The 24,692-nt window shown below is 72.9% G+C and carries 26 protein-coding genes; 20 read left to right on the top strand and 6 right to left on the bottom strand.

Going from position 1 to position 24,692, the window contains the following annotated elements:
* Window positions 1-4 precede the first annotated feature (4 nt).
* The 3 genes from leuD (at window position 5) to IE109_RS16895 (ending at window position 2,048) form a co-directional block, all read left to right on the top strand.
* Entirely contained in the window at window positions 5-598 is a 594-nt protein-coding gene (gene leuD, locus IE109_RS16905) for a 3-isopropylmalate dehydratase small subunit (RefSeq protein WP_189551720.1), read from the top strand.
* A 385-nt stretch (window positions 599-983) separates the two neighbouring features.
* Window positions 984-1,211, top strand: a complete 228-nt coding sequence (locus IE109_RS16900) for an SCO5555 family protein (protein WP_189551719.1) — start codon at window positions 984-986, stop codon at window positions 1,209-1,211.
* Between the two features lie 141 nt (window positions 1,212-1,352).
* Window positions 1,353-2,048 (top strand): HU family DNA-binding protein, encoded by a 696-nt coding sequence (locus tag IE109_RS16895; RefSeq protein WP_189551718.1) that lies wholly within the window; start codon window positions 1,353-1,355, stop codon window positions 2,046-2,048.
* 114 nt (window positions 2,049-2,162) lie between these two features.
* On the opposite strand, the gene IE109_RS16890 is transcribed toward IE109_RS16895, so the two are convergent.
* Window positions 2,163-2,366, bottom strand: a complete 204-nt coding sequence (locus IE109_RS16890) for a hypothetical protein (protein WP_189551717.1) — start codon at window positions 2,364-2,366, stop codon at window positions 2,163-2,165.
* A 10-nt stretch (window positions 2,367-2,376) separates the two neighbouring features.
* Window positions 2,377-3,156 (bottom strand): 2-phospho-L-lactate guanylyltransferase, encoded by a 780-nt coding sequence (gene cofC, locus IE109_RS16885; RefSeq protein ID WP_189551716.1) that lies wholly within the window; start codon window positions 3,154-3,156, stop codon window positions 2,377-2,379.
* Between the two features lie 127 nt (window positions 3,157-3,283).
* Here cofC and IE109_RS16880 point away from each other — a divergent pair, with 127 nt between their 5' ends.
* From IE109_RS16880 to IE109_RS16870, 3 genes are all read left to right on the top strand, one after another.
* A complete protein-coding gene (locus tag IE109_RS16880) occupies window positions 3,284-4,036 on the top strand; it encodes a lysophospholipid acyltransferase family protein (RefSeq protein ID WP_189551715.1) in 753 nt (250 codons plus the stop codon).
* Between the two features lie 23 nt (window positions 4,037-4,059).
* Window positions 4,060-5,070: an NAD(P)H-dependent glycerol-3-phosphate dehydrogenase gene (locus IE109_RS16875; RefSeq protein WP_189551898.1), complete on the top strand. Its 1,011-nt coding sequence runs from the start codon at window positions 4,060-4,062 to the stop codon at window positions 5,068-5,070.
* Window positions 5,071-5,134: 64 nt separating this feature from the next.
* Complete coding sequence (locus tag IE109_RS16870) at window positions 5,135-6,283, top strand: D-alanine--D-alanine ligase family protein (RefSeq protein WP_189551714.1); 1,149 nt, start codon at window positions 5,135-5,137, stop codon at window positions 6,281-6,283.
* Between the two features lie 86 nt (window positions 6,284-6,369).
* On the opposite strand, the gene IE109_RS16865 is transcribed toward IE109_RS16870, so the two are convergent.
* Window positions 6,370-6,861 carry a DUF3515 domain-containing protein gene (locus IE109_RS16865; protein ID WP_189551713.1) on the bottom strand — a complete coding sequence of 164 codons (492 nt, stop codon included), beginning with the start codon at window positions 6,859-6,861 and terminating at the stop codon, window positions 6,370-6,372.
* Between the two features lie 20 nt (window positions 6,862-6,881).
* Window positions 6,882-7,115 carry an Lrp/AsnC family transcriptional regulator gene (locus IE109_RS16860; RefSeq protein ID WP_028802415.1) on the bottom strand — a complete coding sequence of 78 codons (234 nt, stop codon included), beginning with the start codon at window positions 7,113-7,115 and terminating at the stop codon, window positions 6,882-6,884.
* 203 nt (window positions 7,116-7,318) lie between these two features.
* On the opposite strand from IE109_RS16860, the gene IE109_RS16855 reads away from it, so the two are divergent.
* A complete protein-coding gene (locus IE109_RS16855) occupies window positions 7,319-8,281 on the top strand; it encodes a thiamine-phosphate kinase (protein WP_189551712.1) in 963 nt (320 codons plus the stop codon).
* The gene (gene thiD, locus IE109_RS16850) at window positions 8,278-9,072 is read left to right on the top strand and encodes a bifunctional hydroxymethylpyrimidine kinase/phosphomethylpyrimidine kinase (RefSeq protein ID WP_189551711.1); all 795 of its coding nucleotides are present in this window, start codon (window positions 8,278-8,280) and stop codon (window positions 9,070-9,072) included. Before IE109_RS16855 ends, thiD begins: the two co-directional genes overlap by 4 nt.
* A 154-nt stretch (window positions 9,073-9,226) precedes the next feature.
* On the opposite strand, the gene rpmB is transcribed toward thiD, so the two are convergent.
* Window positions 9,227-9,412, bottom strand: a complete 186-nt coding sequence (rpmB, locus tag IE109_RS16845) for a 50S ribosomal protein L28 (RefSeq protein WP_064070327.1) — start codon at window positions 9,410-9,412, stop codon at window positions 9,227-9,229.
* Between the two features lie 242 nt (window positions 9,413-9,654).
* Between rpmB and IE109_RS16840 the strand changes: the two genes are divergently transcribed.
* The 9 genes from IE109_RS16840 (at window position 9,655) to mutM (ending at window position 18,849) form a co-directional block, all read left to right on the top strand.
* Complete coding sequence (locus IE109_RS16840) at window positions 9,655-11,328, top strand: DAK2 domain-containing protein (protein WP_229891143.1); 1,674 nt, start codon at window positions 9,655-9,657, stop codon at window positions 11,326-11,328.
* 217 nt (window positions 11,329-11,545) lie between these two features.
* Window positions 11,546-13,666, top strand: a complete 2,121-nt coding sequence (gene recG / locus IE109_RS16835) for an ATP-dependent DNA helicase RecG (protein WP_229891187.1) — start codon at window positions 11,546-11,548, stop codon at window positions 13,664-13,666.
* A 68-nt stretch (window positions 13,667-13,734) separates the two neighbouring features.
* The gene (gene rsmD, locus IE109_RS16830; protein WP_189551709.1) at window positions 13,735-14,319 is read left to right on the top strand and encodes a 16S rRNA (guanine(966)-N(2))-methyltransferase RsmD; all 585 of its coding nucleotides are present in this window, start codon (window positions 13,735-13,737) and stop codon (window positions 14,317-14,319) included.
* Between the two features lie 26 nt (window positions 14,320-14,345).
* Entirely contained in the window at window positions 14,346-14,825 is a 480-nt protein-coding gene (gene coaD, locus IE109_RS16825) for a pantetheine-phosphate adenylyltransferase (protein ID WP_189551896.1), read from the top strand.
* Between the two features lie 99 nt (window positions 14,826-14,924).
* A complete protein-coding gene (locus tag IE109_RS16820) occupies window positions 14,925-16,016 on the top strand; it encodes a F0F1 ATP synthase subunit B (RefSeq protein ID WP_189551708.1) in 1,092 nt (363 codons plus the stop codon).
* A gap of 168 nt (window positions 16,017-16,184) precedes the next feature.
* Window positions 16,185-16,790, top strand: coding sequence for a YceD family protein (locus tag IE109_RS16815; RefSeq protein WP_229891141.1), 606 nt, complete (start codon window positions 16,185-16,187; stop codon window positions 16,788-16,790).
* 2 nt (window positions 16,791-16,792) lie between these two features.
* On the top strand, window positions 16,793-16,966 hold the full coding sequence (gene rpmF / locus IE109_RS16810; RefSeq protein ID WP_030496967.1) for a 50S ribosomal protein L32: 174 nt from the start codon (window positions 16,793-16,795) through the stop codon (window positions 16,964-16,966).
* Window positions 16,967-16,974: 8 nt separating this feature from the next.
* Window positions 16,975-17,895: a ribonuclease III gene (gene rnc / locus IE109_RS16805; RefSeq protein WP_189551707.1), complete on the top strand. Its 921-nt coding sequence runs from the start codon at window positions 16,975-16,977 to the stop codon at window positions 17,893-17,895.
* 78 nt (window positions 17,896-17,973) lie between these two features.
* The gene (gene mutM / locus IE109_RS16800; RefSeq protein ID WP_189551706.1) at window positions 17,974-18,849 is read left to right on the top strand and encodes a bifunctional DNA-formamidopyrimidine glycosylase/DNA-(apurinic or apyrimidinic site) lyase; all 876 of its coding nucleotides are present in this window, start codon (window positions 17,974-17,976) and stop codon (window positions 18,847-18,849) included.
* A 30-nt stretch (window positions 18,850-18,879) separates the two neighbouring features.
* On the opposite strand, the gene IE109_RS16795 is transcribed toward mutM, so the two are convergent.
* Window positions 18,880-19,746 carry a CAP domain-containing protein gene (locus IE109_RS16795; protein ID WP_189551705.1) on the bottom strand — a complete coding sequence of 289 codons (867 nt, stop codon included), beginning with the start codon at window positions 19,744-19,746 and terminating at the stop codon, window positions 18,880-18,882.
* A gap of 151 nt (window positions 19,747-19,897) precedes the next feature.
* On the opposite strand from IE109_RS16795, the gene IE109_RS16790 reads away from it, so the two are divergent.
* The 3 genes from IE109_RS16790 (at window position 19,898) to IE109_RS16780 (ending at window position 24,679) form a co-directional block, all read left to right on the top strand.
* Window positions 19,898-20,179, top strand: coding sequence for an acylphosphatase (locus tag IE109_RS16790; protein ID WP_189551704.1), 282 nt, complete (start codon window positions 19,898-19,900; stop codon window positions 20,177-20,179).
* Between the two features lie 426 nt (window positions 20,180-20,605).
* On the top strand, window positions 20,606-20,818 hold the full coding sequence (locus tag IE109_RS16785; RefSeq protein WP_126884705.1) for a hypothetical protein: 213 nt from the start codon (window positions 20,606-20,608) through the stop codon (window positions 20,816-20,818).
* A 210-nt stretch (window positions 20,819-21,028) separates the two neighbouring features.
* Entirely contained in the window at window positions 21,029-24,679 is a 3,651-nt protein-coding gene (locus IE109_RS16780; protein WP_189551703.1) for an SMC hinge domain-related protein, read from the top strand.
* Window positions 24,680-24,692 lie beyond the last annotated feature (13 nt).

Genomic DNA, 24,692 nt, shown 5'->3' with positions numbered 1-24,692 from the left:
AATCATGGAAGCTTTCACCACCCACACCGGCCGGGCCGTCCCGCTGCGCCGCAGCAACGTCGACACCGACCAGATCATCCCGGCCCACTGGCTGAAGAAGGTCACCCGCGACGGCTTCGAGGACGGTCTGTTCGAGGCCTGGCGCAAGGACCCCGAGTTCGTCCTCAACCGCCCCGAGCGCCAGGGCGCCACGGTCCTGGTCGCCGGCCCCGACTTCGGCACCGGCTCCTCGCGCGAGCACGCCGTGTGGGCGCTGCAGAACTACGGCTTCAAGGCCGTGATCTCCTCCCGCTTCGCCGACATCTTCCGCGGCAACTCGCTGAAGAACGGGCTGCTCACCGTGGTGCTCGACCAGGGCACCGTCGACGCGCTGTGGGAGCTGACCGAAGCCGACCCGCAGGCGGAGGTCACCGTCGACCTGGAGGCCCGCGAGGTCCGGGCCGAGGGCATCACCGCGGCCTTCGAACTGGACGAGAACGCCCGCTGGCGGCTGCTCAACGGCCTGGACGACATCAGCATCACCCTGCAGAACGAGGCGGACATCGCCGCGTACGAGGCGAAGCGCCCCTCGTACAAGCCGCGCACCCTCCAGGTCTGAGCCCCTCGCCCCACCTCGCGTCACCCTCCGGTGCCCCCGGCCGATCCACGGCCGGGGGCACCGTCGTGCGTGCGGACGGACGGGTGCCGAGGGGTGCTCAACTCCGCCGCGCGAACCGTGGAGACGATGGCCGAAAGTGGCCTTGCCCGCCGGTTCGCCGGTCTCCGGGGGGCCATCCGGCTGACGTCACCGGCGCACCGGGGGTCGCCTGCCCCGCGCCCCGAAATCGCAGGCTCGGGACGGCCAACTTCCGTACATCACTTGGCAATTACGGGGCATGAGCCGATAGGCGGGAGGGTGGGCCGGGCGGTCGTGAAATGCCGCCGGAGCAGGTCAGTTACCCCCTACGGAGGCGACAACTCGCCCCAGATGGCACAATCGGCGCATGGAACGCGACAGCCAACTCGAGCTCTATCAGGCCGTCGCAGCCCGACTGAAAGAAGCGCACACCCGTGTGCGCGCACTGCAAGTCCCGGAGGGCGTAAGGATGACGCTGTCCCGGAAGCTGCTGGCCGTCACGGCCGCGGCGAAGCACGATCTCGAGGGCGCGGCAAGGCGGCTCGACCGGTTGATGAAGGACCTCGACGAGGGCCGATTCCCTGAAGGGGACTGACACTCCGAACTCCGCGGCGGCCGACTTCATTGCGGCACTAGGGTGATTAGCCCGTTTCGTGTTTGATTTGCGGTATATATCTGCCTAACGTGCGAAAAGCTTGAACACTTTCGTTCCGGCAATGTCTCCGAAGGGGAAGACGTGAACAAGGCGCAGCTCGTAGAAGCGATTGCCGACAAGATGGGCGGCCGCCAGCAGGCCGCCGATGCTGTCGACGCGGTGCTCGACGCGATCGTCCGTGCCGTGGTCGCCGGTGACCGTGTCTCGGTCACCGGTTTCGGCTCGTTCGAGAAGGTCGACCGTCCGGCCCGCTACGCCCGTAACCCGCAGACGGGTGAGCGCGTGCGGGTCAAGAAGACCTCCGTTCCGCGCTTCCGCGCCGGTCAGGGCTTCAAGGACCTGGTCAGCGGCTCGAAGAAGCTCCCGAAGGGCGGCGAGGTCGCCGTCAAGAAGGCGCCGAAGGGCAGCCTTTCGGGCCCGCCGCCCACCATCGCCAAGGCCGCGGGCAAGAAGGCGGCCGCCAAGAAGACCTCGGCCGCCGCGGCCAAGAAGACGGCGTCCGCCGCCAAGAAGGCCACGCCGGCCAAGAAGACCACCGCGACCGCGGCCAAGAAGACGACGACCGCCGCCAAGAAGGCCACGCCGGCCAAGAAGACCACCACCGCGGCGGCCAAGAAGGCCACGCCGGCCAAGAAGACCACCACCGCGGCGGCCAAGAAGACGGCGACCGCGAAGAAGACCGCGCCGGCGAAGAAGGCCACGGCGAAGAAGGCGCCCGCGAAGAAGACCACGGCGCGCAAGACCACCGCCAAGAAGACCGCCTCGCGCAGCAAGTAAGCGGCACGAGGCCCCAGGGCCACTCACACGCCGGGCCGGGCTCCCGAGAGGGAGCCCGGCCCGCGGTGCGTGGGGACGCCCTCCCGGGAACCGGAGGGCCGGAGCGTCAGGACGTCAGAACGTCTGGAGCGTCACCAGCGTGATGCGCAGGGCGTCGCCCTGCCCCTCGGTCTCGATCCGGACCCGCTGCCCGGGCCGCAGCAGCCGCAGCCCGCCCGCGTCGAAGGCCGCGGCGGGGAACTCCACCGGGGTGCCGTCGTCGAGCAGCACACTCCCGCTGCGGGAATCCGGGTCGTACGTGTACGCGGTCGCCTGCATGGAGGGCAGCTTATCCGCCCGCCCCGCCCGCCGCCCGGACGTCCACCGCCCACCGCTCGGCCGTACGCGGCCCCACCCCCAGGTCCACGGCGGCCCTCAGGTCGTCGGCGGTGTCCACGTCCTGCCGCACCGAGCGCACACCGTCCAGCCGGATTTCCACCGCGCCCGACAACAAATGCCGCCGCCGCGACGCGCCGCCGAAAGCGGGACGCAATTCCACTCCGGGCGCGGCCGACAGCAATGTCGTACCGATTTCGGCGGCATCCGGGAGAAAAGCCCGCGGGAATTGCGCGGCGACCGCCAGCACCAGTGACAGTTCCGCCGGCCGCAGCGCCGGGAGATCGGCGTTCAGCGTCGCGACGGGCGCGCCCGGGCGCCGCGCGCGTACCGCCCGCGCACCGTGCGCCAGCGCGGCGTTCAGGCCCGTGGCCGGACCGTCCGGCACGATCCGCGCCCCGAGGGCGCCGAGGGTGAGCGCCGCCACCGGATCGTCCGTGACGACCGACACATCCCGCACCGCGCCGCAGGCCAGCGCCGCCGCCACGGTGTCCTGCGCGAAGGCCAGCGCCAGCCGCGGCCGCACCCGCGGACCGGCGGCACCGGCGAGCCTGCTCTTGGCCAGCGCGAGGGGCTTGAGGGGGACGACCAGGGACCAGGAGCCGGTCGGGTCGGCGTTCGTGGCGCTCTCCTCTCCGTGCGGCGGCCGGGCCCGGGGCGCCGCCGGGCCGCTCCCGGGCCGCGCGGCGACATCGCCGCGGCGGGGCGGCGCACCGCGTGGGCCCGGCACCATTGTGGCGCGGCACCGGTGCGACCCGGGGCGAAGGTGCCGGGGGTGGGGCGTACGGTGTTCTCGACAGACCAGGGGCCCGGGGCGACACTTGACCCCCGGCAACCCAGTCCCGGAGGAAGGTGTCCGAGTGTCCCGCCGCAGAATCGGCTTCTGGTACCGCCTGGCGGCGGTCATCGCAAAACCGCCACTGGTGGTTCTGTTCAAGCGGGACTGGCGGGGTATGGAACACATTCCGGCCGACGGCGGATTCATCACCGCGGTCAACCACAACTCCTATCTCGATCCGCTGTCGTACGCGCACTACCAGTACAACACCGGACGCGTCCCGCGCTTCCTGGCGAAAGCGGCCCTGTTCAAGGGGTCGTTCGTCGGAATGATGCTGCGCGGCACCGGGCAGATCCCCGTCTACCGCGAGACGACCGACGCGCTCGACGCCTTCCGCGCCGCCGTCGCCGCCATCGAGCGGGGCGAGTGCGTCGCCTTCTATCCGGAGGGCACCCTCACCCGCGACCCCGACATGTGGCCCATGGCGGGCAAGACCGGCGCCGCGCGCGTCGCCCTGCTCACCAAGGCCCCCGTCATCCCGGTCGCCCAGTGGGGCGCCAACCTGGCGATGCCGCCGTACGCCGAGCGGGACCGGCTCCGGCTCCTCCCGCGCAAGACCCTGATCGTGCAGGCCGGCCCGCCCGTCGACCTCAGCCGGTTCCACGACCGGGAGCCCACGCCCGAGGTGCTGCGCGAGGCGACCGAGGTCATCATGGCCGCGATCACCTCCCTCCTGGAGGAGGTCCGGGGCGAGAAGGCCCCCGCCACGCCGTACGACCACCGCAGGGCTCGCATGGAACAGCGGCGCAAGGCCGCAGGGGAGGAAGCGAAGTGACACGCCCCGACACCGCGGGCCCGGTGGCCCGTCCCGTGAAGGCAGCCGTCTTCGGCACCGGATCGTGGGGAACCGCCTTCGGCATGGTGCTCGCCGACGCGGGCTGCCGGGTGACCCTCTGGGGCCGCCGCCAGGAGGTCGCCGACGCCATCAACACCGACCGCACCAACCCCGACTACTTCCCCGGCACCCAGCTCCCCGAGTCGGTACGCGCCACCACCGACCCCGCCGAGGCCGCGCACGACGCCGACTTCACCGTGCTGGCCATCCCCTCCCAGACCCTCCGCGGCAACCTCGCCGAGTGGGCGCCGAAGCTCGCGCCGGGCACGGTCCTGGTCTCCCTGATGAAGGGGATCGAACTGGGCAGCGCCAAGCGGATGAGCGAGGTCGTCCAGGAGGTCGCCGAGGTGCCCGAGAGCCGCGTCGCCGTGGTCACCGGTCCCAACCTCGCCAAGGAGATCGTCGCCCGCATGCCCGCGGCGGCCGTCGTCGCCTGCCGGGACGAGGCCGTCGCCCAGCGGCTCCAGGCCGCCTGCCACACCCCGTACTTCCGCCCGTACACCAACACCGACGTCATCGGCTGCGAGCTGGGCGGCGCCGTGAAGAACGTCATCGGGCTGGCCGTCGGCATCGCGGACGGCATGGGCCTCGGCGACAACGCCAAGGGATCGCTCATCACACGCGGGCTGGCCGAGACCACCCGCCTCGGCCTGGCGATGGGCGCCGACCCGCTGACGTTCTCCGGGCTCGCGGGCCTCGGCGACCTGGTCGCCACCTGCTCCTCGCCGCTCTCCCGCAACCACACCTTCGGTTTCAACCTCGGCAAGGGGATGACCCTCCAGGAGACCATCGCGGTCACCAGGCAGACCGCCGAGGGCGTCAAGTCCTGCGAGTCCGTGCTGGATCTGGCCCGTCGGCACGGCGTCGACATGCCCATCACGGAGACCGTCGTCGGCATCGTCCACGAGGGCAAGCCGCCGATGGTGGCGCTCAAGGAGCTGATGTCGCGCGCCGCGAAGCCCGAGCGGCGCTGACGGCCGGACAGGCGGCCACGCGGTCGCTGACGTCACCGGGGTGAGCAGGTACGCTCATCGCGATATGAGCAGCGAGAACCTCCCCACCAGCACCGGGCGCAAGCCGCGCGTGGCCGTCGTCTTCGGCGGCCGCAGCTCCGAGCACGCCATCTCCGTCGTCACCGCCGGCGCCGTCCTGCGCGCCATCGACCGGGACAAGTACGACGTGCTGCCCATCGGCATCACCACCGACGGCCGCTGGGCGCTGACCGCCGACGAGCCGGAGCGGATGGCCATCGCCGACCGCGCGCTGCCGACCGTCGCCGACCTCACCGAGTCCGACGAGGGCAGCGTCGTGCTGTCCGTCGACCCCGGCAGCCGCGAGGTCGTCTACAGCGAGCCCGGCGCCGTCCCCAAGGCCCTCGGCGACGTCGACGTGGTCTTCCCCGTGCTGCACGGCCCCTACGGCGAGGACGGCACCCTCCAGGGCCTCCTGGAGCTCGCGGGCGTGCCCTACGTGGGCGCCGGCGTGCTCTCCTCGGCCGTCGGCCAGGACAAGGAGTACATGAAGCGCGTCTTCGTCTCCTTCGGGCTGCCGGTCGGGCCGTACGAGGTGATCCGCCCCCGCGAGTGGGAACAGAATCCTTCCGCCGCCCGCGAGAGGATCGTCGGCTTCGCCGCCGAACACGGCTGGCCGCTGTTCGTGAAGCCCGCCCGCGGCGGGTCCTCGATGGGCATCACCAAGGTCGACGACGTCTCCGGCCTGGAGGACGCGATCGAGGAGGCCCGGCGCCACGACCCCAAGGTCATCGTGGAGTCGCTGCTCACCGGCCGCGAGATCGAGTGCGGGGTGCTGGAGTTCGAGGACGGCCCGCGCGCCTCCGTACCGGCCTGGATCCCGCCCGTCACCGACCACGACTTCTACGACTTCGAGGCCAAGTACATCGACTCGGCCTCCGGCGTCGTCCCCGCCCCGATCACCCCGGAGCAGACCGCCGAGATCCAGCGGCTGGCCGTCGCCGCGTTCGAGGCGGCGTCCTGCGAGGGTCTGGTCCGCGCGGACTTCTTCCTCACCGACGACGGCGAGTTCGTCATCAACGAGATCAACACCATGCCGGGCTTCACGCCCATCTCCATGTACCCGCGCATGTGGCAGGAGAGCGGCGTGAGCTACCCGGACCTCGTCGACCTGCTCATCCGGGCCGCGCTGCGCCGCCCGACCGGGCTGCGCTAGCACCGCGCGGCCCGGCCGCCCCGCCCCGTACCGGCCGCCCTGCCGCGCCGCACGAGGGCAGCGGCCGTGTCCGGGGCGGACACGGCCTAGAGGCTCGGGGGGACCGCCTTCTTCACGGCGGGGGCGATGTCCATCAGCGGGGTGGCGTCGTGCGCGAACCGCTCGTCCAGCGACACCTCCACGTACGTCTTGCGGTACGTGGAGGTGAAGCGGGGTCCGTCGCCCTCGCGCAGCTCCGTCAGCCAGTCCACGCCGCCGATCTCCGCGCCCAGCGACTCCTCGTCGCTCATCGCGGGGGGCCGGGGGACGCCGCAGCGCAGTACGATCGCCCCGTCCCCCCACCCGGCGGTCAGATCGGAACGCGGCTCCGGATCACTCCGGCCGAGTCCCGAGACGGTCTCCGGGAGCTCCTCGTGCAGCGCGCCGCAGAGAGCGGCCTCTTCCGACGGCGGACTGGGAACCGTGACGGATGCCTTCGCGTCCGTCGGGGAACAGCCCGCGGCCGCCGACAGGACAGCGGCGGCCACGGCGGCGACGGGCAGGGCGGGCAGGCGGCGAAGCCGGTGCGAAGACGTCACCGGCCCAGGGTAGACGGGGGCTACAGGTGTACGACCGGGCAGGTCAGGGTCCGTGTGATCCCGTCCACTTGCTGGACCTTGGCGACCACCATGCGGCCGAGCTCGTCGACCGTGTCGGCCTGGGCGCGCACGATCACGTCGTACGGACCCGTGACGTCCTCGGCCTGGATCACCCCCGGGATCTTGGAGATGGTCTCGGCGACCGTCGACGCCTTGCCCACCTCGGTCTGAATAAGGATGTACGCCTGTACCACGGAACCTCCAGGGCGGCCACGAGGATCTTGTGGAGAAGAAAGGGACGCCACGGTACCGCGTCGTCGCGGGCAGCGGGGAGACCCGCGCGGCCGGTGGCGCGGGAGGCCGCCGCACGAAGCACCGAGTTGACGGTCTACTTGACGGTACCTACAGCAGTGACGGGTCGCGACCGCAACCGCACTGGGGCAGAAGGGGCACAGCGATGAAGGGCACTGTCGGCGAGTTGGGGGAGTTCGGGCTGATCAGGGAGCTCACCTCCCGGCTCACCTCCACCCCGGCGGTACGGATCGGGCCCGGCGACGACGCCGCGGTCGTGGCCGCACCCGACCGGCGCGTGGTGGCCAGCACGGACATCCTGCTGGAGGGGCGGCACTTCCGGCGCGACTGGTCCACCGCGTACGACGTGGGCCGCAAGGCAGCCGCGCAGAACCTCGCGGACATCGCCGCCATGGGCGCCGTCCCCACCGCACTGCTGCTCGGCCTGGTCGTCCCCGCCGAACTGCCGGTCACCTGGCCCACCGAGCTCATGGACGGCCTGCGCGACGAGTGCCAGGTGGCGGGCGCGGCCGTGGTCGGCGGCGACGTGGTGCGGGGCGACACGATCACCGTCTCCATCACCGCGCTGGGCGACCTGCGCAACCACGAACCGGTCACCCGGGGCGGGGCGCAGCCCGGCGACGTGGTCGCGTACACCGGCTGGCTCGGCTGGTCGGCGGCCGGGTACGCGGTCCTCTCGCGCGGGTTCCGCTCGCCGCGCGCCTTCGTCGAGGCCCACCGGCGGCCCGAACCGCCCTACCACGCCGGCCCCGCGGCCGCCGGGCTGGGCGCGACCGCCATGTGCGACGTCAGCGACGGACTGATCGCCGACCTCGGGCACATCGCCGAGGCCAGCAAGGTCCGCATCGACCTGCGCTCCGGACTCATCGACATCCCGACCCAGATGAACGACATCGGGCAGGCCGTCGGCGTCGACCCCATGCAGTGGGTCCTCACCGGCGGCGAGGACCACGCGATCGTCGCCACCTTCCCGCCGGACGTGAAGCTGCCCGCCCGCTGGAAGGTCATCGGCGAGGTGCTCAACCCGTCCGCCCTGCCCCAGGTGACCGTCGACGGCGCGCCCTGGCACACCCAGGGCGGCTGGGACCACTTCGGGGACGACGAGTGAGCCGGCCCGCGCCGCCGCGCGTCCTGACCGTCGCCGGCTCGGACTCCGGCGGCGGCGCCGGTGTCCAGGCGGACCTGAAGGCCATGCTGGCGCTCGGCGTCCACGGCATGAGCGTGATCACCGCCGTCACGGCGCAGAACTCGCTGGGCGTCCAGGGCGCCTGGGAGCTGCCCGTGGAGGCGGTGCGCGCCCAGTACCGCAGCGTGGTCGACGACATCGGCGTACAGGCCGTGAAGACCGGCATGCTCTCCTCGGCACCTCTCGTGGAGGAGGTCGCCGGGCTGCTGGCCGGGACGGACGCGCCCGTGGTGGTCGACCCGGTCGGGGTGTCCAAGCACGGCGACCCGCTCCTGGCGGCCTCGGCGCTCGACTCCGTGCGCGAGCGGCTGCTGCCGGTGGCCACCGTCGCGACGCCGAACCTGGACGAGGTGGCCCAGCTCACCGGCGTGCGCGTGGAGTCCGAGGCCGATCTGCGGCGGGCCGCCGCCGCGGTGCTGGAGTACGGGCCGCGCTGGGCGCTGATCAAGGGCGGGCACCTGGCGGGGGACGCGGTGGACCTGCTGACGGACGGCGCGGAGGAACACTGGCTGCGCGCTCCCCGGCACGACAACCGCCACACCCACGGAACGGGCTGCACGCTCGCCTCGGCGGTCGCGGCGGGCCTCGGCAAGGGCCTGGCGGTCCCCGAGGCCGTACGGCAGGCCAAGGAGTACGTGACCGGGGCGATCGCTGCCGGGTTCGCCCTCGGAGGCGGGATCGGCCCCGTGGACCACGGCTGGCGCTTCCGCTAGCGGGCCGGCGCGCCCGCCGGCGGGATCCCGAGGGCGGGAGCGGCCTCCCCGGCGCGCCCGTACGCGTCCGGGTACGGCGAAAAGCCGGTCCACCGAGGTGGACCGGCTTTCAAGGCAACCGCAGAGGCTGCGCTACGGCGAAACGTCGTCGGCGTTAGCGCGAGACCTTGCCGGCCTTGATGCACGAGGTGCAGGCGTTGAGCCGCTTCGGCGTCCCACTGACCACGGCACGCACGCGCTGGATGTTCGGGTTCCAGCGACGGGACGTACGGCGGTGCGAGTGCGAGATGTTGTTGCCGAAGCCCGGCCCCTTGCCGCAGACGTCGCAGTTGGCAGCCACGGGTCACTCCAAAGACTTCAGGTGCACTTACAGTGAAATCCGGCGAGCCGGAATCAGATCTTGGTGACTGAAGTGGCGTTGCCGGGGGAATGGCCCGACTTTCATCGGGCAACCGGAGCAGCATACAACGACTGCTCCGGTGCAACGAAACTACCACGGTTCGCCCGGCCCCCGCCCGGGCCCCCCGCCCCGCCCGGGGTCTACGCTGCGGTGCAGCCAGCGCTGCTCGAGGAGGACACCAGGTGCCGCAGACCCTGCCGCAGGCGCTCGATTCCGCAGTGGTCCGTAGCTGGTGCTCACTGGCCCTGGAGGCGCTCGGCCGGGAGCGCGAGGAGATCGACTCGATCAACGTCTACCCGGTCGCGGACGGGGACACCGGCACCAACCTCTACCTGACGGTCGAGTCCGCCTCCCAGGCGGTGGAGGCCGTCTTCGCCGCGATCGCGGACCCCGACTTCGCCGACACCGTCCGCGCCATGGCGCACGGCGCCCTCCTCGGCGCCAGGGGGAACTCCGGCACCATCCTGTCCCAGCTGCTGCGCGGCATGAGCGAGGTGCTCGCCGAGGGCCGTGACGGGGATCACCTGGCCAGGGCGCTGCGGCGGGCCTCCGTGTCCGCGCGGGAGGCGGTGGCCCACCCCGTCGAGGGCACCATCCTGAGCGTCGCGTCGGCGGCGGCCTCCGCGGCGGCGCCGGGGGCCGGGGGATCGGGGTCGGCGTCGGCGTCGGTCGCGGTGGGCCCCGGTGGCACCCCGGGGGCCGGTGACGTGGCGGGCTCCCGTGACGTGGCGGAGGTCGCCCGGGCCGCGTACGCCGGGGCCCGGGCGGCCCTGGAGGCCACGCCCGCCCAGCTCGCCGTCCTGGAGCGGGCCGGCGTGGTGGACGCGGGCGGGCGCGGACTGGTCACCGTGCTGGGCGCGCTGGTGGAGGCGGTGTCCGGGCAGGCACCCGCGCGGGGACCGCGAGTGCCCCGGGGGGCCGCGCCGGTGGTGGAGCCCTGCGCGGAGGCCGGGCCCGCCTACGAGGTCATCTATCTGCTGGAGGCCGACCACGCCGCCGTGGCCCGGCTCCGCGACCGGCTCGACGCGCTCGGCGACTCCCTGGTGGTGGTGGGCGGCGACGGCCTGTGGAACGTCCACGTCCACGTCGACGACGCGGGCGCCGCGGTGGAGGCGGGCGTCGAGGCCGGGCGCCCCCACCGCATCCGGATCACGCACTTCGCCACGTCCGCCGCGGCGGCGCCCGAGGAACGCGCGGGGCGCGCCGTGGTGGCCGTCCTGCCCGGCGAGGGGCTCGCCCACCTGTGCGCCGAGGCCGGCGCGACGACGGTGCTGGCCCGCCCCGGGGAGCCGCCGGCCAGCGGGGAGCTGGTCGACGCGATCCGGCGCGCCCACGCGCGGGAGGTCGTCCTGCTGCCGAACGACGCCGCCCTGCGGCACACCGCGGCGGCCGCGGCCGAGCAGGCGCGCGCGGAGGGCATCCGGGTGGCCCTCGTCCCCACACGCGCCGCCGTCCAGGGCATCGCCGCCCTCGCCGTCCACGAACCGGAACGGCGCTTCGACGAGGACGTCGTCGCCATGACCGCGGCGGCGGGCGCCACGCGCCACGGCGAACTGGCCGTCGCCGAGCACCGGTCGTTCACCTCGGCCGGCGTCTGCCAGGCCGGTGACGTCCTCGGGCTGATCGACGGCGACGTCGCGGTGATCGGCCAGGACGTGGCGACCACGGCCGCCACGGTCCTGGACCGCATGCTCTCGGCGGGCGGCGAACTGGTCACCCTGGTCCTCGCCGAGGACGCCCCGGCCGGCCTGGCGGCCCGCCTGGAGGCCCACGTACGCGAGACGCACCTCGCGGTCGACACGGTGGTGTACGCCGGCGGCCCCCAGGCGCCGCTGCTCCTGATCGGCGTCGAGTAGCCGGACAGCCGGCCGCCCCCGCCCGTCGTGTCCGACGGCGGTGCCGGCAGCGGCGACTCGGCCGCCGCCCCGGCCGGTGCGGGGCGGCGGGTGCGGGCACGGCCCCGCCCGGTGCGGGTGGCTGCGGCGGCCTGTCAGTGCCGTGGTGTGCAATGGGAGCGTGTCAGCTCTCGACGAACCACTGAAGAAGCAGCTCGGCGCCGCCACCGCCAAGGTGATGGCCGAGCACCTCGACCTGCACACCGTCGGTGACCTGCTGCACCACTACCCCCGGCGGTACGCGGAGCGCGGTGAGCTCACCACCCTCGCCGACCTGCCGCTGGACGAGCACGTCACGGTGGTGGCCCGGGTCGCGGACGCGCGCGTGATGACGTTCAACGGCGCCAAGGGGCGCGGCCAGCGCCTGGAGGTGACCATCACCGACGGCAGCGGGCGGCTCCAGCTCGTCTTCTTCGGCAAGGGCGTCCACAAGCCGCACAAGGACCTCCTGCCCGGTACGCGCGCGATGTTCGCCGGCAAGGTGTCCGTCTTCAACCGCAAGACCCAGCTCGCCCACCCCGCGTACGAACTGCTGCGCGGCGAGGACGGGGAGAACGCCGTGGGCAGCTGGGCCGGGGCCCTCATCCCGATCTACCCGGCCACCACCAAGCTGGAGTCCTGGAAGATCGCCAAGGCGGTCGACGCGGTGCTCCCCAGCGCGGTGGACGCCGTCGACCCGCTGCCGCCCGCCCTGCGGGAGGGCCGCGGCCTCACCGACCTGCCGGACGCCCTGCGCAAGATCCACCGCCCGCGCACCAAGGCCGACATCGCCGACGCCCGGGAGCGGCTGAAGTGGGACGAGGCGTTCGTCCTCCAGGTCGCGCTGGCCCGGCGGCGGTTCGCCGACACCCAGCTGCCCGCGGTGGCGCGCCGCCCGGTGCCGGGCGGGCTGCTGGACGCCTTCGACGCCAAGCTGCCGTTCACCCTCACCGAGGGCCAGGAGAAGGTGTCGGGGGAGATCTTCGCCGACCTGGCCACCGAGCACCCGATGCACCGCCTGCTCCAGGGCGAGGTGGGCAGCGGAAAGACCATGGTGGCGTTGCGGGCGATGCTCGCCGTGGTCGACGCGGGCGGACAGGCCGCGATGCTCGCGCCCACCGAGGTCCTCGCCCAGCAGCACCACCGGTCCGTCACCGAGATGATGGGCGAGCTCGCCGAGGGGGGCATGCTCGGCGGCGCCGAGCACGCCACCAAGGTGGTGCTGCTGACCGGGTCGATGGGGACCGCCGCACGCCGGCAGGCACTGCTGGACCTGGTCACCGGCGAGGCGGGCATCGTCATCGGCACGCACGCGCTGATCGAGGACAAGGTCCAGTTCCACGACCTGGGCCTGGTGGTCGTCGACGAGCAGCACCGTTTCGGCGTAGAGCAGCGCGACGCCCTGCGCGGCAAGGGCAGGCAGCCGCCGCACCTGCTGGTGATGACCGCCACGCCCATCCCGCGCACGGTCGCGATGACCGTCTTCGGCGACCTGGAGACCTCCGTCCTGGACCAGCTGCCCGCGGGCCGTTCGCCGATCGCCAGCCACGTCGTCCCGGCCGCCGACAAGCCGCACTTCCTGGCCCGCGCCTGGGAGCGGGTCCGCGAGGAGGTGGAGAACGGCCACCAGGCCTACGTCGTCTGCCCCCGCATCGGCGACGAGGAGGACGAGAAGAAGAAGGCCAAGGAGGCCGACGCGGAGAAGCGGCCCCCGCTGGCCGTGCTGGACGTCGCCGGCCAACTCGCCAGGGGCCCGCTCGCCGGACTGCGCGTCGAGGTGCTGCACGGCAGGATGGCCCCCGACGACAAGGACGCCGTCATGCGCCGCTTCGCCGCTGGCGAGGCCGACGTCCTGGTCGCCACGACCGTCATCGAGGTCGGTGTGAACGTCCCCAACGCCACCGCCATGGTGATCATGGACGCCGACCGGTTCGGCGTCTCCCAGCTCCACCAGCTGCGCGGCCGCGTGGGCCGCGGCTCGGCCCCCGGCCTGTGCCTCCTGGTCACCGAGATGCCCGAGGCGAGCCCCGCCCGGCAGCGGCTCGCCGCCGTCGCCTCCACCCTCGACGGCTTCGAGCTCTCCCGCATCGACCTCGAACAGCGCCGCGAGGGCGACGTCCTCGGACAGGCCCAGTCCGGCGTGCGGTCCAGCCTCCGGATGCTCGCCGTCATCGACGACGAGGAGGTCATCGCCGCCGCCCGCGAGGAGGCCGTCGCCGTCGTCGCCGCCGACCCGGAGCTGGAGCACCTGCCGGAGCTGCGCACGGCCCTGGACGCATTGCTCGACAAGGAGCGGGAGCGGTACCTGGAGAAGGGCTGAGCCGTGCGCATCGGCCGGGAGCCCATATCGTGGAGTCACCAGCATCCACAGGACGGCAAGGACCACAGATGACCCGCGTGATCGCCGGCGCGGCCGGCGGACGCCGCCTGGCCGTGCCGCCGGGCAACGGCACCCGCCCCACCTCCGACCGGGCGCGGGAGGGGCTGTTCTCCACCTGGGAGGCGCTCCTCGGGACGCTCGACGGCATCCGGATCGCGGACCTGTACGCCGGGTCCGGCGCCGTCGGCCTGGAGGCGCTCTCCCGGGGCGCCTCCCACGCCCTGCTCGTCGAGGCCGACCAGCGGGCCGCCCGCACGGTCCGTGGGAACGTCCGGGCGCTCGGCCTGCCCGGCGCCGAGGTCCGCGCCGGCAAGGCCGAGCAGATCGTGACGGGGCCGGCGCCCGCCGCCCCGTACGACGTGGTCTTCCTCGACCCGCCGTACGCGGTCTCCGACGGTGATCTTGGCGAGATACTCCTCACACTCCGTGCCAAAGGCTGGCTCGCCGCCGGTGCGCTCGTCACCGTGGAGCGCAGCACCAGGGGCGGGGAATTCGCCTGGCCGGACGGCTTCGAGCCGCTGCGGGCCCGTCGCTACGGCGAGGGAACGTTTTGGTACGGTCGCGCCGCCTCTACGTGCGAAGACGCACGATGACCGGTTCGGAGAGCGAGGGAATCCAGTTGCGCCGCGCAGTCTGTCCGGGGTCGTTCGACCCCATCACCAACGGGCACCTCGACATCATCGCCCGCGCCTCCAAGCTGTACGACGTCGTCCACGTCGCGGTGATGGTCAACCAGTCCAAGAAGGGGCTGTTCACCGTCGAGGAGCGGATGGAGCTCATCCGCCAGGTCACCGGCGAGTACGGCAACGTCACGGTGGAGTCCCACCACGGCCTGCTCGTCGACTTCTGCAAGGAGCGCGACATCCCCGCCATCGTCAAGGGGCTGCGCGCGGTCAGCGACTTCGACTACGAGCTGCAGATGGCCCAGATGAACAACGGGCTGTCGGGGGTGGAGACGCTCTTCGTCCCCACCAACCCGACCTACAGCTTCCTGTCCTCCTCGCTGGTCAAGGAGGTCGCCGCCTGGGGCGGGGACGTCTCGCACCTGCTGCCGCCGGTCGTGCACGAGGCCCTGGTGGAACGGCTGGGCGAGAAGTGACCGTCTGACGGTCCGTCACCCGCTGTCGGGCCGGCGCCGACTGGCCTTACAGTCGTCCCGTCCGTCTCCAACCCGGCTGTAGAGAGTGGCGAGCACACGGTGGACGTGCAGAAGAAGCTCGACGAGATCGTCGAGACGGTCGCGAGCGCCCGTTCCATGCCCATGTCGGCCTCCTGCGTGGTCAACCGCGCCGAGCTGCTCGCGCTGCTCGACGAGCTGCGCCAGGCACTGCCGGGCTCGCTGGCCCAGGCGCAGGAGCTGATCGGCGGCCGTGAGCAGCTGGTCGAGCAGGCCCGCCAGGAGGCCGAGCGGATCATCGAGGCCGCCCACGCCGAGCGCGGCTCGCTGATCTCCGGCACGCAGGTCGCCCGCCGGTCCCAGGAGGAGGCCGACCGCATCCTCGCCGAGGCCCGCAGGGAGGCCGAGGAGATCCGCGCCGAGGCCGACGACTACGTCGACTCCAAGCTCGCCAACTTCGAGGTCGTCCTCACCAAGACCATCGGTTCGGTCGACCGCGGCCGGGAAAAGCTCCTGGGCCGGGGCCCGGGGCTGGACGACCAGGGGTACGCGGACGAGGACGCCCCGGAGTACAGCGCCGACCCGCAGACCCTGGTGCGGCGCGCGGACGAGTACGTCGACGCCAAGATCAGCGCCTTCGAGGCCGTGCTCACCAAGACCCTGGAGGCGGTCGGCCGCGGACGCCAGAAGCTGCACGGGCGGATCGCCACCGACGACCTCGGCGCCCACATGGCCGCCCAGGACGCGGCGGGCGGCACCCGGCAGCACACCAGCGACGCGGACTACCTGGCGGGCCTGGCCGAGCTGGCGGAGCCGCAGCCGGGCCGGCCGGCCGCCCAGGAGCCGGGGCAGGCCGCCGCCGCGCACGTCCCGGCCCAGCAGCCCGACCCGTACGCCTACCAGCAGCCCCAGCAGCCCGACCCGTACGCCTACCAGCAGGACCCGTACGCCTACCAGGGCTACGACCAGGGCCAGGGCTACGGCGGGCAGCCCTACCCGGCGGCGGGCACCGGCTCCACGGCCGCCTACGCCGCCCCCTACGACGGTCGGCAGCAGCCCGCGCAGCAGCCGCCGCAGGCCGGCGCCCTCGACGAGACCAGCTTCTTCGACACCGGCATGATCGACCTGGACCGGCTCCGGGAGTACGAGCAGGGGCACGGCCAGGGGCAGTGACCGTCCCGGATTGGGCTGTGGGCGAAGCGTCCAGTATCCTGGCTCTTCGGTCGCGAGTACGTCCGCGATCCCGCGTGCCCGCGTCGGCTCCGACGCCGGGCCGCCCCCCCAGACGATCCGAAAGCAGGAAGAACCCTGAGTACGCGCCTCGACCACCGCAACCCCCTCGTGTTCGACACGCACGAGCTGGGCCGGCGTCCCGGTGCCCTCCAGCGGATCTCCCGCACGGTCGAGGCCCCGGTGGACCTCGGCATCGACGGAGTCATCGGCGTACCCCAGGGCTCGCCCGTCGAGCTGGACCTCCGCCTCGAGTCGGTCATGGAAGGGGTGCTTGTCACAGGCACCGCCCGTGCGTCGGCCGAGGGGGAGTGCGTAAGGTGTCTGGAGCCGCTGCGCCAGGATGTCGCGGCGGACTTCCAGGAGATGTTCTCGTACCCCGACACCGACGACCGGGGCCACCGCAAGGCGGCCGCGGACGACGATGCCGAGGACGACGAGGACATGACCCCCCTCGAGGACGGCATGTTCGACCTCGAGCCCGTGCTGCGTGATGCGGTGGTGCTCGCACTGCCGATGCAGCCGGTGTGCCGGGAGGACTGTGCCGGGTTGTGCGCCGAATGCGGTGCCAACCTGAACGAGAACCCGGACCACCACCACGACGCCGTCGACATCCGTTGGGCGGCACTGCAGGGACTCGCCGATTCACTCGGGACCGGCGAGAAGGACAACATGAGCGGCGCCGAAGCGGGCGTCGACGAGAAGCAGGAGAAGTAGCCGTGGCTGTTCCGAAGCGGAAGATGTCGCGCAGCAACACGCGCCACCGCCGGTCGCAGTGGAAGGCTGCGGTCCCCACCCTGGTTTCGTGCGAGCGTTGCCAGGAGCCGAAGCAGCAGCACATCGCGTGCCCCAGCTGCGGCACGTACAACAAGCGCCAGGTCCTCTCGGTCTGAGCGGGCTGGTGAGAGGCACCGTGTCCAACTCCAAAACGGCGGATGACGCCAAGAAGCAGGCGGAGAACACGGCCTCGTCCCACACGCTTCTGGAAGGGCGGCTCGGGTACCACCTCGAGTCCGCCCTTCTGGTGCGTGCGCTGACCCACCGTTCGTACGCGTACGAGAACGGCGGTCTGCCCACCAACGAGCGGCTGGAGTTCCTCGGGGACTCCGTGCTCGGCCTGGTGGTCACGGACACGCTGTATCGCACCCACCCCGACCTGCCGGAAGGCCAGCTGGCCAAACTGCGGGCCGCGGTGGTCAACTCGCGTGCGCTGGCGGAGGTCGGCCGCGGGCTCGACCTGGGCTCCTTCATCCGGCTCGGCCGGGGCGAAGAGGGCACGGGTGGCCGGGACAAGGCATCCATCCTCGCCGACACCCTCGAAGCGGTGATCGGCGCGGTCTATCTCGACCAGGGCCTCGAAGCGGCGTCGGAGCTGGTGCACCGGCTCTTCGACCCGCTCATCGAGAAGTCCTCGAACCTCGGTGCCGGCCTGGACTGGAAGACCAGTCTCCAGGAACTCACCGCGGCCGAGGGCCTCGGCGTTCCGGAATACCTGGTCACCGAGACCGGACCGGACCACGAGAAGACCTTCACTGCTGCTGCCCGCGTCGGTGGTGTCTCGTACGGCACCGGCACCGGCCGCAGCAAGAAGGAAGCGGAGCAGCAGGCGGCGGAATCCGCCTGGCGCGCCATCCGGGCCGCGGCCGACGAGCGGGAGGCGGCGGCGAAGGCCGCGGCCGCGTCGGTCCCGGCCACCGGCACGGACTCCGGCACCGGCGCGGACTCCGCTTCCGGAACCGGTACGCGCAACGGCGACGGACCCGAAGCCGAAGAGGCCGCCGACACCTCTTCGGACTCCGAAGCGCCGCGGGCCACGGCCTGAGCTGCTCGTTCCCGACCCCGTCGCACGTACCGTGCGGCGGGGTCTCCCCGTGATCCCGCCGAACCGCGAAGGAGCGCCGTGCCCGAGCTGCCCGAGGTCGAAGTCGTACGGCGCGGCCTGGAGCGCTGGGTCAGCGGCCGTACCGTCTCCGACGTCCAGGTCCTCCACCCGCGCGCCGTACGCCGGCACCTCGCGGGCGGCGAGGACTTCGGTGGCCGGCTCAGGGGCCACCGCTTCGGCGTCGCGCGCCGGCGCGGCAAGTACCTCTGGCTGCCGCTGGAGGACACCGACGCGTCCGTGCTCGGACACCTGGGCATGAGCGGGCAGCTGCTGGTGCAGCCGGAGGACGCGGCGGACGAGAAACACCTGCGGATCCGTATCCGCTTCGACGACGATCTCGGCACCGAACTGCGCTTCGTCGACCAGCGCACCTTCGGCGGGCTCTCGCTGCACGAGAACACCCCCGACGGGTTGCCCCTGGCCATCGCGCACATCGCGCGCGACCCCCTGGACCCCGCGTTCGACGAGGCCGCCTTCCACACGGCGATGCGGCTGCGGCGTACGACCGTGAAGCGGGCCCTGCTCGACCAGTCGCTCATCAGCGGCGTCGGCAACATCTACGCGGACGAGGCCCTGTGGCGCGCCCGCCTGCACTACGACCGGCCCACCGCGACGCTCACCCGCCCCCGGTCGGCCGAGCTCCTCGGGCACGTACGGGACGTCATGACGGCCGCCCTCGCGGTCGGCGGCACCAGCTTCGACAGCCTCTACGTGAACGTGAACGGCGAGTCCGGGTACTTCGACCGCTCCCTGGACGCCTACGGCCGGGAGGGGGAGCCCTGCCGGCGGTGCGGTACACCGATGCGCCGCCGCCCCTGGATGAACCGGTCCAGCTACTTCTGTCCCCGCTGCCAGCGCCCGCCGCGCGTCCCGCCGCCGCTCACCTCGGCGTGACGCCGGGCGGGCAGCCGCACGGGCCGCCGGTCAGAAGCCGAAGTTCTGGGTCCACCAGGGGCCGCCGTCGCCGAAGTGCACGCCGACGCCGAGCCGCGTGTAGTCGCAGTTGAGGATGTTGGCGCGGTGGCCGTCGCTGTTCATCCACGACTCCATCACGGCCTGCGCGTCGGACTGCCCGCGCGCGATGTTCTCCGCGGCGAGCCCCTGCACACCCGCCTTGGCGGCACGGTCCCAGGGCGACGCCCCGTCGGGGTCGGTGTGCGAGAAGAAGCCGCGCCGCGCCATGTCCTCGCTGTACGCGCCGGCCAGGGCCGACAGTCCCCGGGATGCCTGGACCGGGCCGCAGCCCGCCTTGGCGCGCTCCGCGTTGACCAGGGCGAGCACCGCGGCCTCGGCGGCCGCCTCCCGGCCGTTGCCCGCGGCGGCGGCGGCGGCCGTGGACGGGGCGGCGGACGGCACGGAGGGCGGCATGGGGGCCGCGGGCCGCTCGACGGTCCGCTCGGGCGCGGGTGTCGCCGTGCGCGCGGGTGTCGCGCTGCCGGTCGCGGTCTCCCGCGGCGCCGGGGCCTCCGTCCGCTTCGGCGGCGCGGAGGAGGACGGCGCGGACGGCCGGGGCGAGGGGGAACCGGTCGGCGGCGGCGTCCCCTGGGGGCTGCGGCCGGTGGCGGTGGAGGGAAGTCCGGGCGTGGCGCTGGAGCCGCCTTGCGTGTTCAGCTCGGGGGCGCCCCCGGCGTGTACGCGCTCGCCCGCGCCGCTGCCACCGATGGTGAAGGTGTCGCCACCGGGCAGCAGGCCGGAGGCCACGGCGACGGCGCCCACCGCCATCGCGGCGGAAGCGCCGAGCAGCCCGGTGCGTACGGGCACCACGGCCCGATTCTTCCGGTGGCGTCCCATCTCCTGTGCCTTCCTGCTTCGACGTCCCGTCCGCGCACCGGCGACATTCGGTCACTCGTCCGAACGGGTGAGGCTCATTTCGTCGGGACTGTACGCCATGACGCATGGGGGAGAAGTGCTCCGAGTGCAATTGGCCGGTTAGCGTGCAGCCATGAACGAAGACGTACGGCTCACCGCCTGGGTACGCGGCCGAGTACAGGGAGTGGGCTTCCGCTGGTTCACCAGGGCGAATGCTCTGGAGATCGGAGGACTCACCGGTTTCGCCCTGAATCTGGACGACGGCCGGGTGCAGGTGGTGGCCGAGGGGACGAGTGAGAATTGCCACCGTTTGCTGGAGTGGCTCCGCTCGGGCGACACACCCGGGCGCGTCGACGGAGTCACGGAGATATGGGGCACCCCGCGCGGTGGCTACGACGGCTTCGCGATCCGCTGACGGTCTCGTCGCCGGCGCCGGCCCCCGCGGGGGCGTCGGGCGCCCGGCAGAGCTGCCGCGGGCATGTGCACAGGGCGGAAACGACCTGGTGGTTGCCAAGAATCGCTCGGCGTGCCAGGCTGCGCGGGTAAGGATGATCCACAGGCCCGCACGGCCCTTCGAGGATCGCCCGGAACGCCCCTGGGCACCGCAGTGAGAGGCGCCGCCGCACGGTTCGCGGCCGCACGCCCCCCGGTTGCCCCTTGATGCGGGGCGTGATCGTGTTGACCGTCAAACTTTTTGGTGAGACTCTGGAAGCCCCGCGCACCCTGGCTGTTTGGCAGTGAGAACCGCAGCGGCACCAAGCACTGCCGGACACCGCGGGTGCGAAATCCCTCACGACCCACACCGCTTCGGTCGGTCACTCATTGTGGAGGACCAAAAGTCATGGCAAAGGCGCTTCTCGGTTATGTCGGCGGTTCCGACCCGCGACTTCTCGCCGAGATGCGACGGTTGCAGCAGCGCGTCCAGGACCTCGAGTCCGAGCTCGTACGGATTCAGTCCGAGAACGACGCGCTGAACGCGGCCGCCGCTCACAGCGAGTCGCTGCTCGACGGCATCGACATCGACGTACCCAAGGCGGAGCCTGCGCTCACCTGATCCCAGCCCTCGTCGGCAAGGCCCGTATCGGCACCTCACGGTATCGGGCAGGGTGAGAAACACTCTCGCGAGATATGCAAGGGACGCTTCGGCGTCCCTTCTTTCTTTTCCCTTCCCCCCGCCGTCACCGGCGTTTCACTGATCCTTGACCTCTGATCTGCCCTGCGCATTCACCGGTCAAACGAGAAGCGGCAGGTAGAGTCCGGGGGCGTGCACCTCAAGGCCCTGACCCTGCGCGGGTTCAAATCGTTCGCCTCCGCCACCACCCTCCGGTTCGAACCGGGAATCACGTGCGTGGTGGGGCCGAACGGCTCGGGCAAGTCCAATGTGGTGGACGCGCTCTCCTGGGTCATGGGTGAACAGGGAGCCAAGTCGCTGCGCGGCGGGAAGATGGAGGACGTCATCTTCGCCGGGACGACCGGGCGCCCGCCGCTCGGCCGCGCCGAGGTCTCCCTCACCATCGACAACTCCGACGGCGCGCTGCCCATCGACTACGCCGAAGTCACCATCACGCGGATCATGTTCCGGGGCGGCAGCAGCGAGTACCAGATCAACGGCGACACCTGCCGTCTCCTGGACATCCAGGACCTCCTCAGCGACTCCGGCATCGGCCGGGAGATGCACGTCATCGTCGGGCAGGGGCAGCTCGACTCCGTCCTGCACGCCGATCCGACGGGCCGCCGGGCGTTCATCGAGGAGGCCGCCGGCGTCCTCAAGCACCGCAAGCGCAAAGAGAAGGCGCTGCGGAAGCTGGACGCGATGCAGGCCAACCTCGCCCGCGTCCAGGACCTCACCGACGAGCTGCGCCGCCAGCTCAAGCCGCTCGGCCGGCAGGCCGCCGTCGCGCGGCGGGCCGCCGTCATCCAGGCGGACCTGCGCGACGCCCGCCTCCGGCTGCTCGCCGACGACCTCGTACGCCTCCAGCAGGCGCTGAAGGCCGAGATCGCCGACGAGGCCGCGCTCAAGGAGCGCAAGGATCGGGCGGAGGCCGAGCTGAAGGCGGCGCTCGGGCGGGAGGCGGAGCTGGAGGACGAGGTGCGGCGCCTCGCGCCCCGGCTCCAGCGCGCCCAGCAGACCTGGTACGAGCTGTCCCAGCTGGCCGAGCGGGTGCGCGGCACCATCTCGCTGGCCGACGCCCGTGTGAAGAGCGCCACCGCCCCTCCGGTCGAGGAACGGCGCGGTCGCGACCCCGAGGACCTGGAGCGGGAGGCCGCCCGGATCCGCGAGCAGGAGGCGGAGCTGGAGGCCGCGCTGGAGGCGGCCCGGCGGGCGCTGGAGGACACCGTCGGGCACCGCGCCGAGCTGGAGCGGGAGCTGGCCGTGGAGGAGCGCCGGCTGAAGGACGCGGCGCGGGCGATCGCCGACCGTCGCGAGGGGCTGGCCCGGCTGAGCGGACAGGTGGGCGCGGCCCGCTCCCGCGCCGCCTCCGCGCAGGCCGAGATCGACCGGCTGGCCGCCGCCCGCGACGAGGCGCACGAGAGGGCGGTCGCCGCGCAGGAGGAGTACGAGACGCTCAAGGCGGAGGTCGACCGGCTGGACGCCGGAGACGCCGAGCTGGCCGGCCTGCACGAGGAGGCGAAGCGGGAGCTGGCGGACGCGGAGACCGCCCTCGGCGCCGCCCGGGAGGCCGCCACCGCGGCGGAGCGCGAGCGGGCCGCGCTCGCCGCGCGCCACGACGCGCTGGCGCTGGGGCTGCGCCGCAAGGACGGGACGGGCGCCCTGCTGGGCGCGGCCGACGGCCTCGGCGGCCTGCTGGGCCCGGCCGCCGAGCTGCTCGCCGTGACGCCCGGGTACGAGGTGCCGGTGGCCGCCGCCCTGGGCGCCGCCGCGGACGCGGTCGCGGTGCGCGACCCGGCCACGGCCGCCGAGGCGATCCGGCTGCTGCGCAAGCAGGACGCGGGGCGCGCGGCCCTGCTGCTGGGGGGCCTGCCGGACGGCTCCCCGGGCAGCGGCCGCCGAGCCGGGCCGCCGGACGGCCCCCGGGACCATTACCGGGACGGTGAGGCCGGGCTACCGGGCGGTGCCCCGGACCGGTACCGCGAGGCGGGCCTGACGTACGCCGTCGACCTGGTGCGCGGGCCCGAGGAGCTGATGCCCGCCGTGCGGCGCCTGCTGCGCGACGTCGTGGTCGTCGCGACCCTGGAGGACGCCGAGGACCTGGTGTACGCCCGCCCCGGGCTGGTCGCCGTCACCGCCGAGGGGGACGTCCTCGGGGCACACTTCGCGCAGGGCGGATCGGCCGGGGCGCCCAGCCTCCTGGAGGTGCAGGCGTCCGTCGACGAGGCCGCCGCCGGGCTGGCCGGGCTGGCCGTGCGGTGCGAGGAGCTGGCGGCGGCGCAGCGGGAGGCCACGGAGCGCCGCCGTACCCGCGCCGCCCGGGTCGAGGAGCTGGCGGACCGGCGCCGGGCGGCCGACCGGGAGAAGTCGTCCGTCGCGCAGGCGCTCGGGCGGCTCGCCGGGCAGGCGCGCGGCGCGGCGGGGGAGGCGGAGCGGACCGCAGCGGCCGCCGCCCGTGCCCAGGAGGCGCTGGAGCGGGCCACCGAGGAGGCCGAGGAGCTGGCCGAGCGGCTGCTCGTCGCCCAGGAGGCGGCCCCCTCCGGGGACGGGGACGAGGAGCCCGACACCTCCGCGCGGGACCGGCTGGCCGCCGACGGCGCCAACGCCCGGCAGACCGAGATGGAGGCCCGCCTCCAGCTCCGTACCCACGAGGAGCGGGTCAAGGGGCTGGCGGGCCGCGCCGAGGGACTCGACCGGGCCGCCCGCGCCGAACGGGAGGCACGCGCGCGTGCGGAGCGGCGCCGCGCCCGGCTGCGTCACGAGGCGGAGGTCGCCGCCGCCGTCGCGTCCGGGGCCCGTCAGCTCCTCGCGCACGTCGAGGTGTCCCTGGGGCGGGCGGACCGGGAGCGGACCGCCGCCGAGGGCGCCAAGGCGGCGCGCGAGCGGGGCCTGGCGGAGGCCAGGGCCCGGGGCCGGGACCTGAAGGGCGAGCTGGACAAGCTCACCGACTCGGTGCACCGGGGCGAGGTGCTGGGAGCCGAGAAGCGACTGCGCATCGAGCAGCTGGAGACCAGGGCGCTGGAGGAGTTGGGCGTCGAGCCGGCCGTCCTGGTGGCCGAGTACGGGCCGGACCAGCCCGTTCCGCCGTCGCCGCCCGCCGAGGGGGAGGAGCTCCCCGATGACCCGGAGCACCCGCGCAACCAGCCGGGACGTTTCGTCCGCGCCGAACAGGAGAAACGGCTGAAGTCGGCCGAACGGGCGTACCAACAGCTCGGGAAGGTGAATCCGCTGGCGCTGGAGGAGTTCGCGGCGCTGGAGGAACGCCACCAGTTCCTCTCCGAGCAGCTCGAAGACCTGAAGAAGACGCGGGCCGACCTGCTTCAGGTGGTGAAGGAGGTGGACGAGCGCGTCGAGCAGGTCTTCACGGAGGCGTACCGGGACACGGCCCGGGAGTTCGAGGGAGTCTTCTCCCGGCTCTTCCCGGGTGGTGAGGGGCGGCTCGTCCTGACCGATCCCGACCACATGCTCACCACGGGTGTGGACGTCGAGGCCCGTCCGCCGGGCAAGAAGGTCAAGCGGCTGTCGCTGCTGTCGGGCGGTGAACGGTCCCTGACGGCCGTCGCCCTGCTGGTGTCGATCTTCAAGGCGCGGCCGAGTCCGTTCTATGTGATGGACGAGGTCGAGGCGGCGCTGGACGACACCAACCTCCAGCGGCTCATCAGGATCATGCAGGAGCTCCAGGAGAGCTCCCAGCTGATCGTGATCACGCACCAGAAGCGGACCATGGAGGTCGCGGACGCGCTCTACGGGGTGTCCATGCAAGGGGACGGCGTCTCGAAGGTGATCAGCCAGCGCCTCCGCTGAGCGTGTCCTCTGC

It is taken from the genome of Streptomyces lavendofoliae (assembly GCF_014649735.1).
Lineage (GTDB): Bacteria > Actinomycetota > Actinomycetes > Streptomycetales > Streptomycetaceae > Streptomyces > Streptomyces lavendofoliae.
Note: the sequence above shows the minus strand (reverse complement) of the source record. Positions and strands in the feature narration are given on the sequence as shown.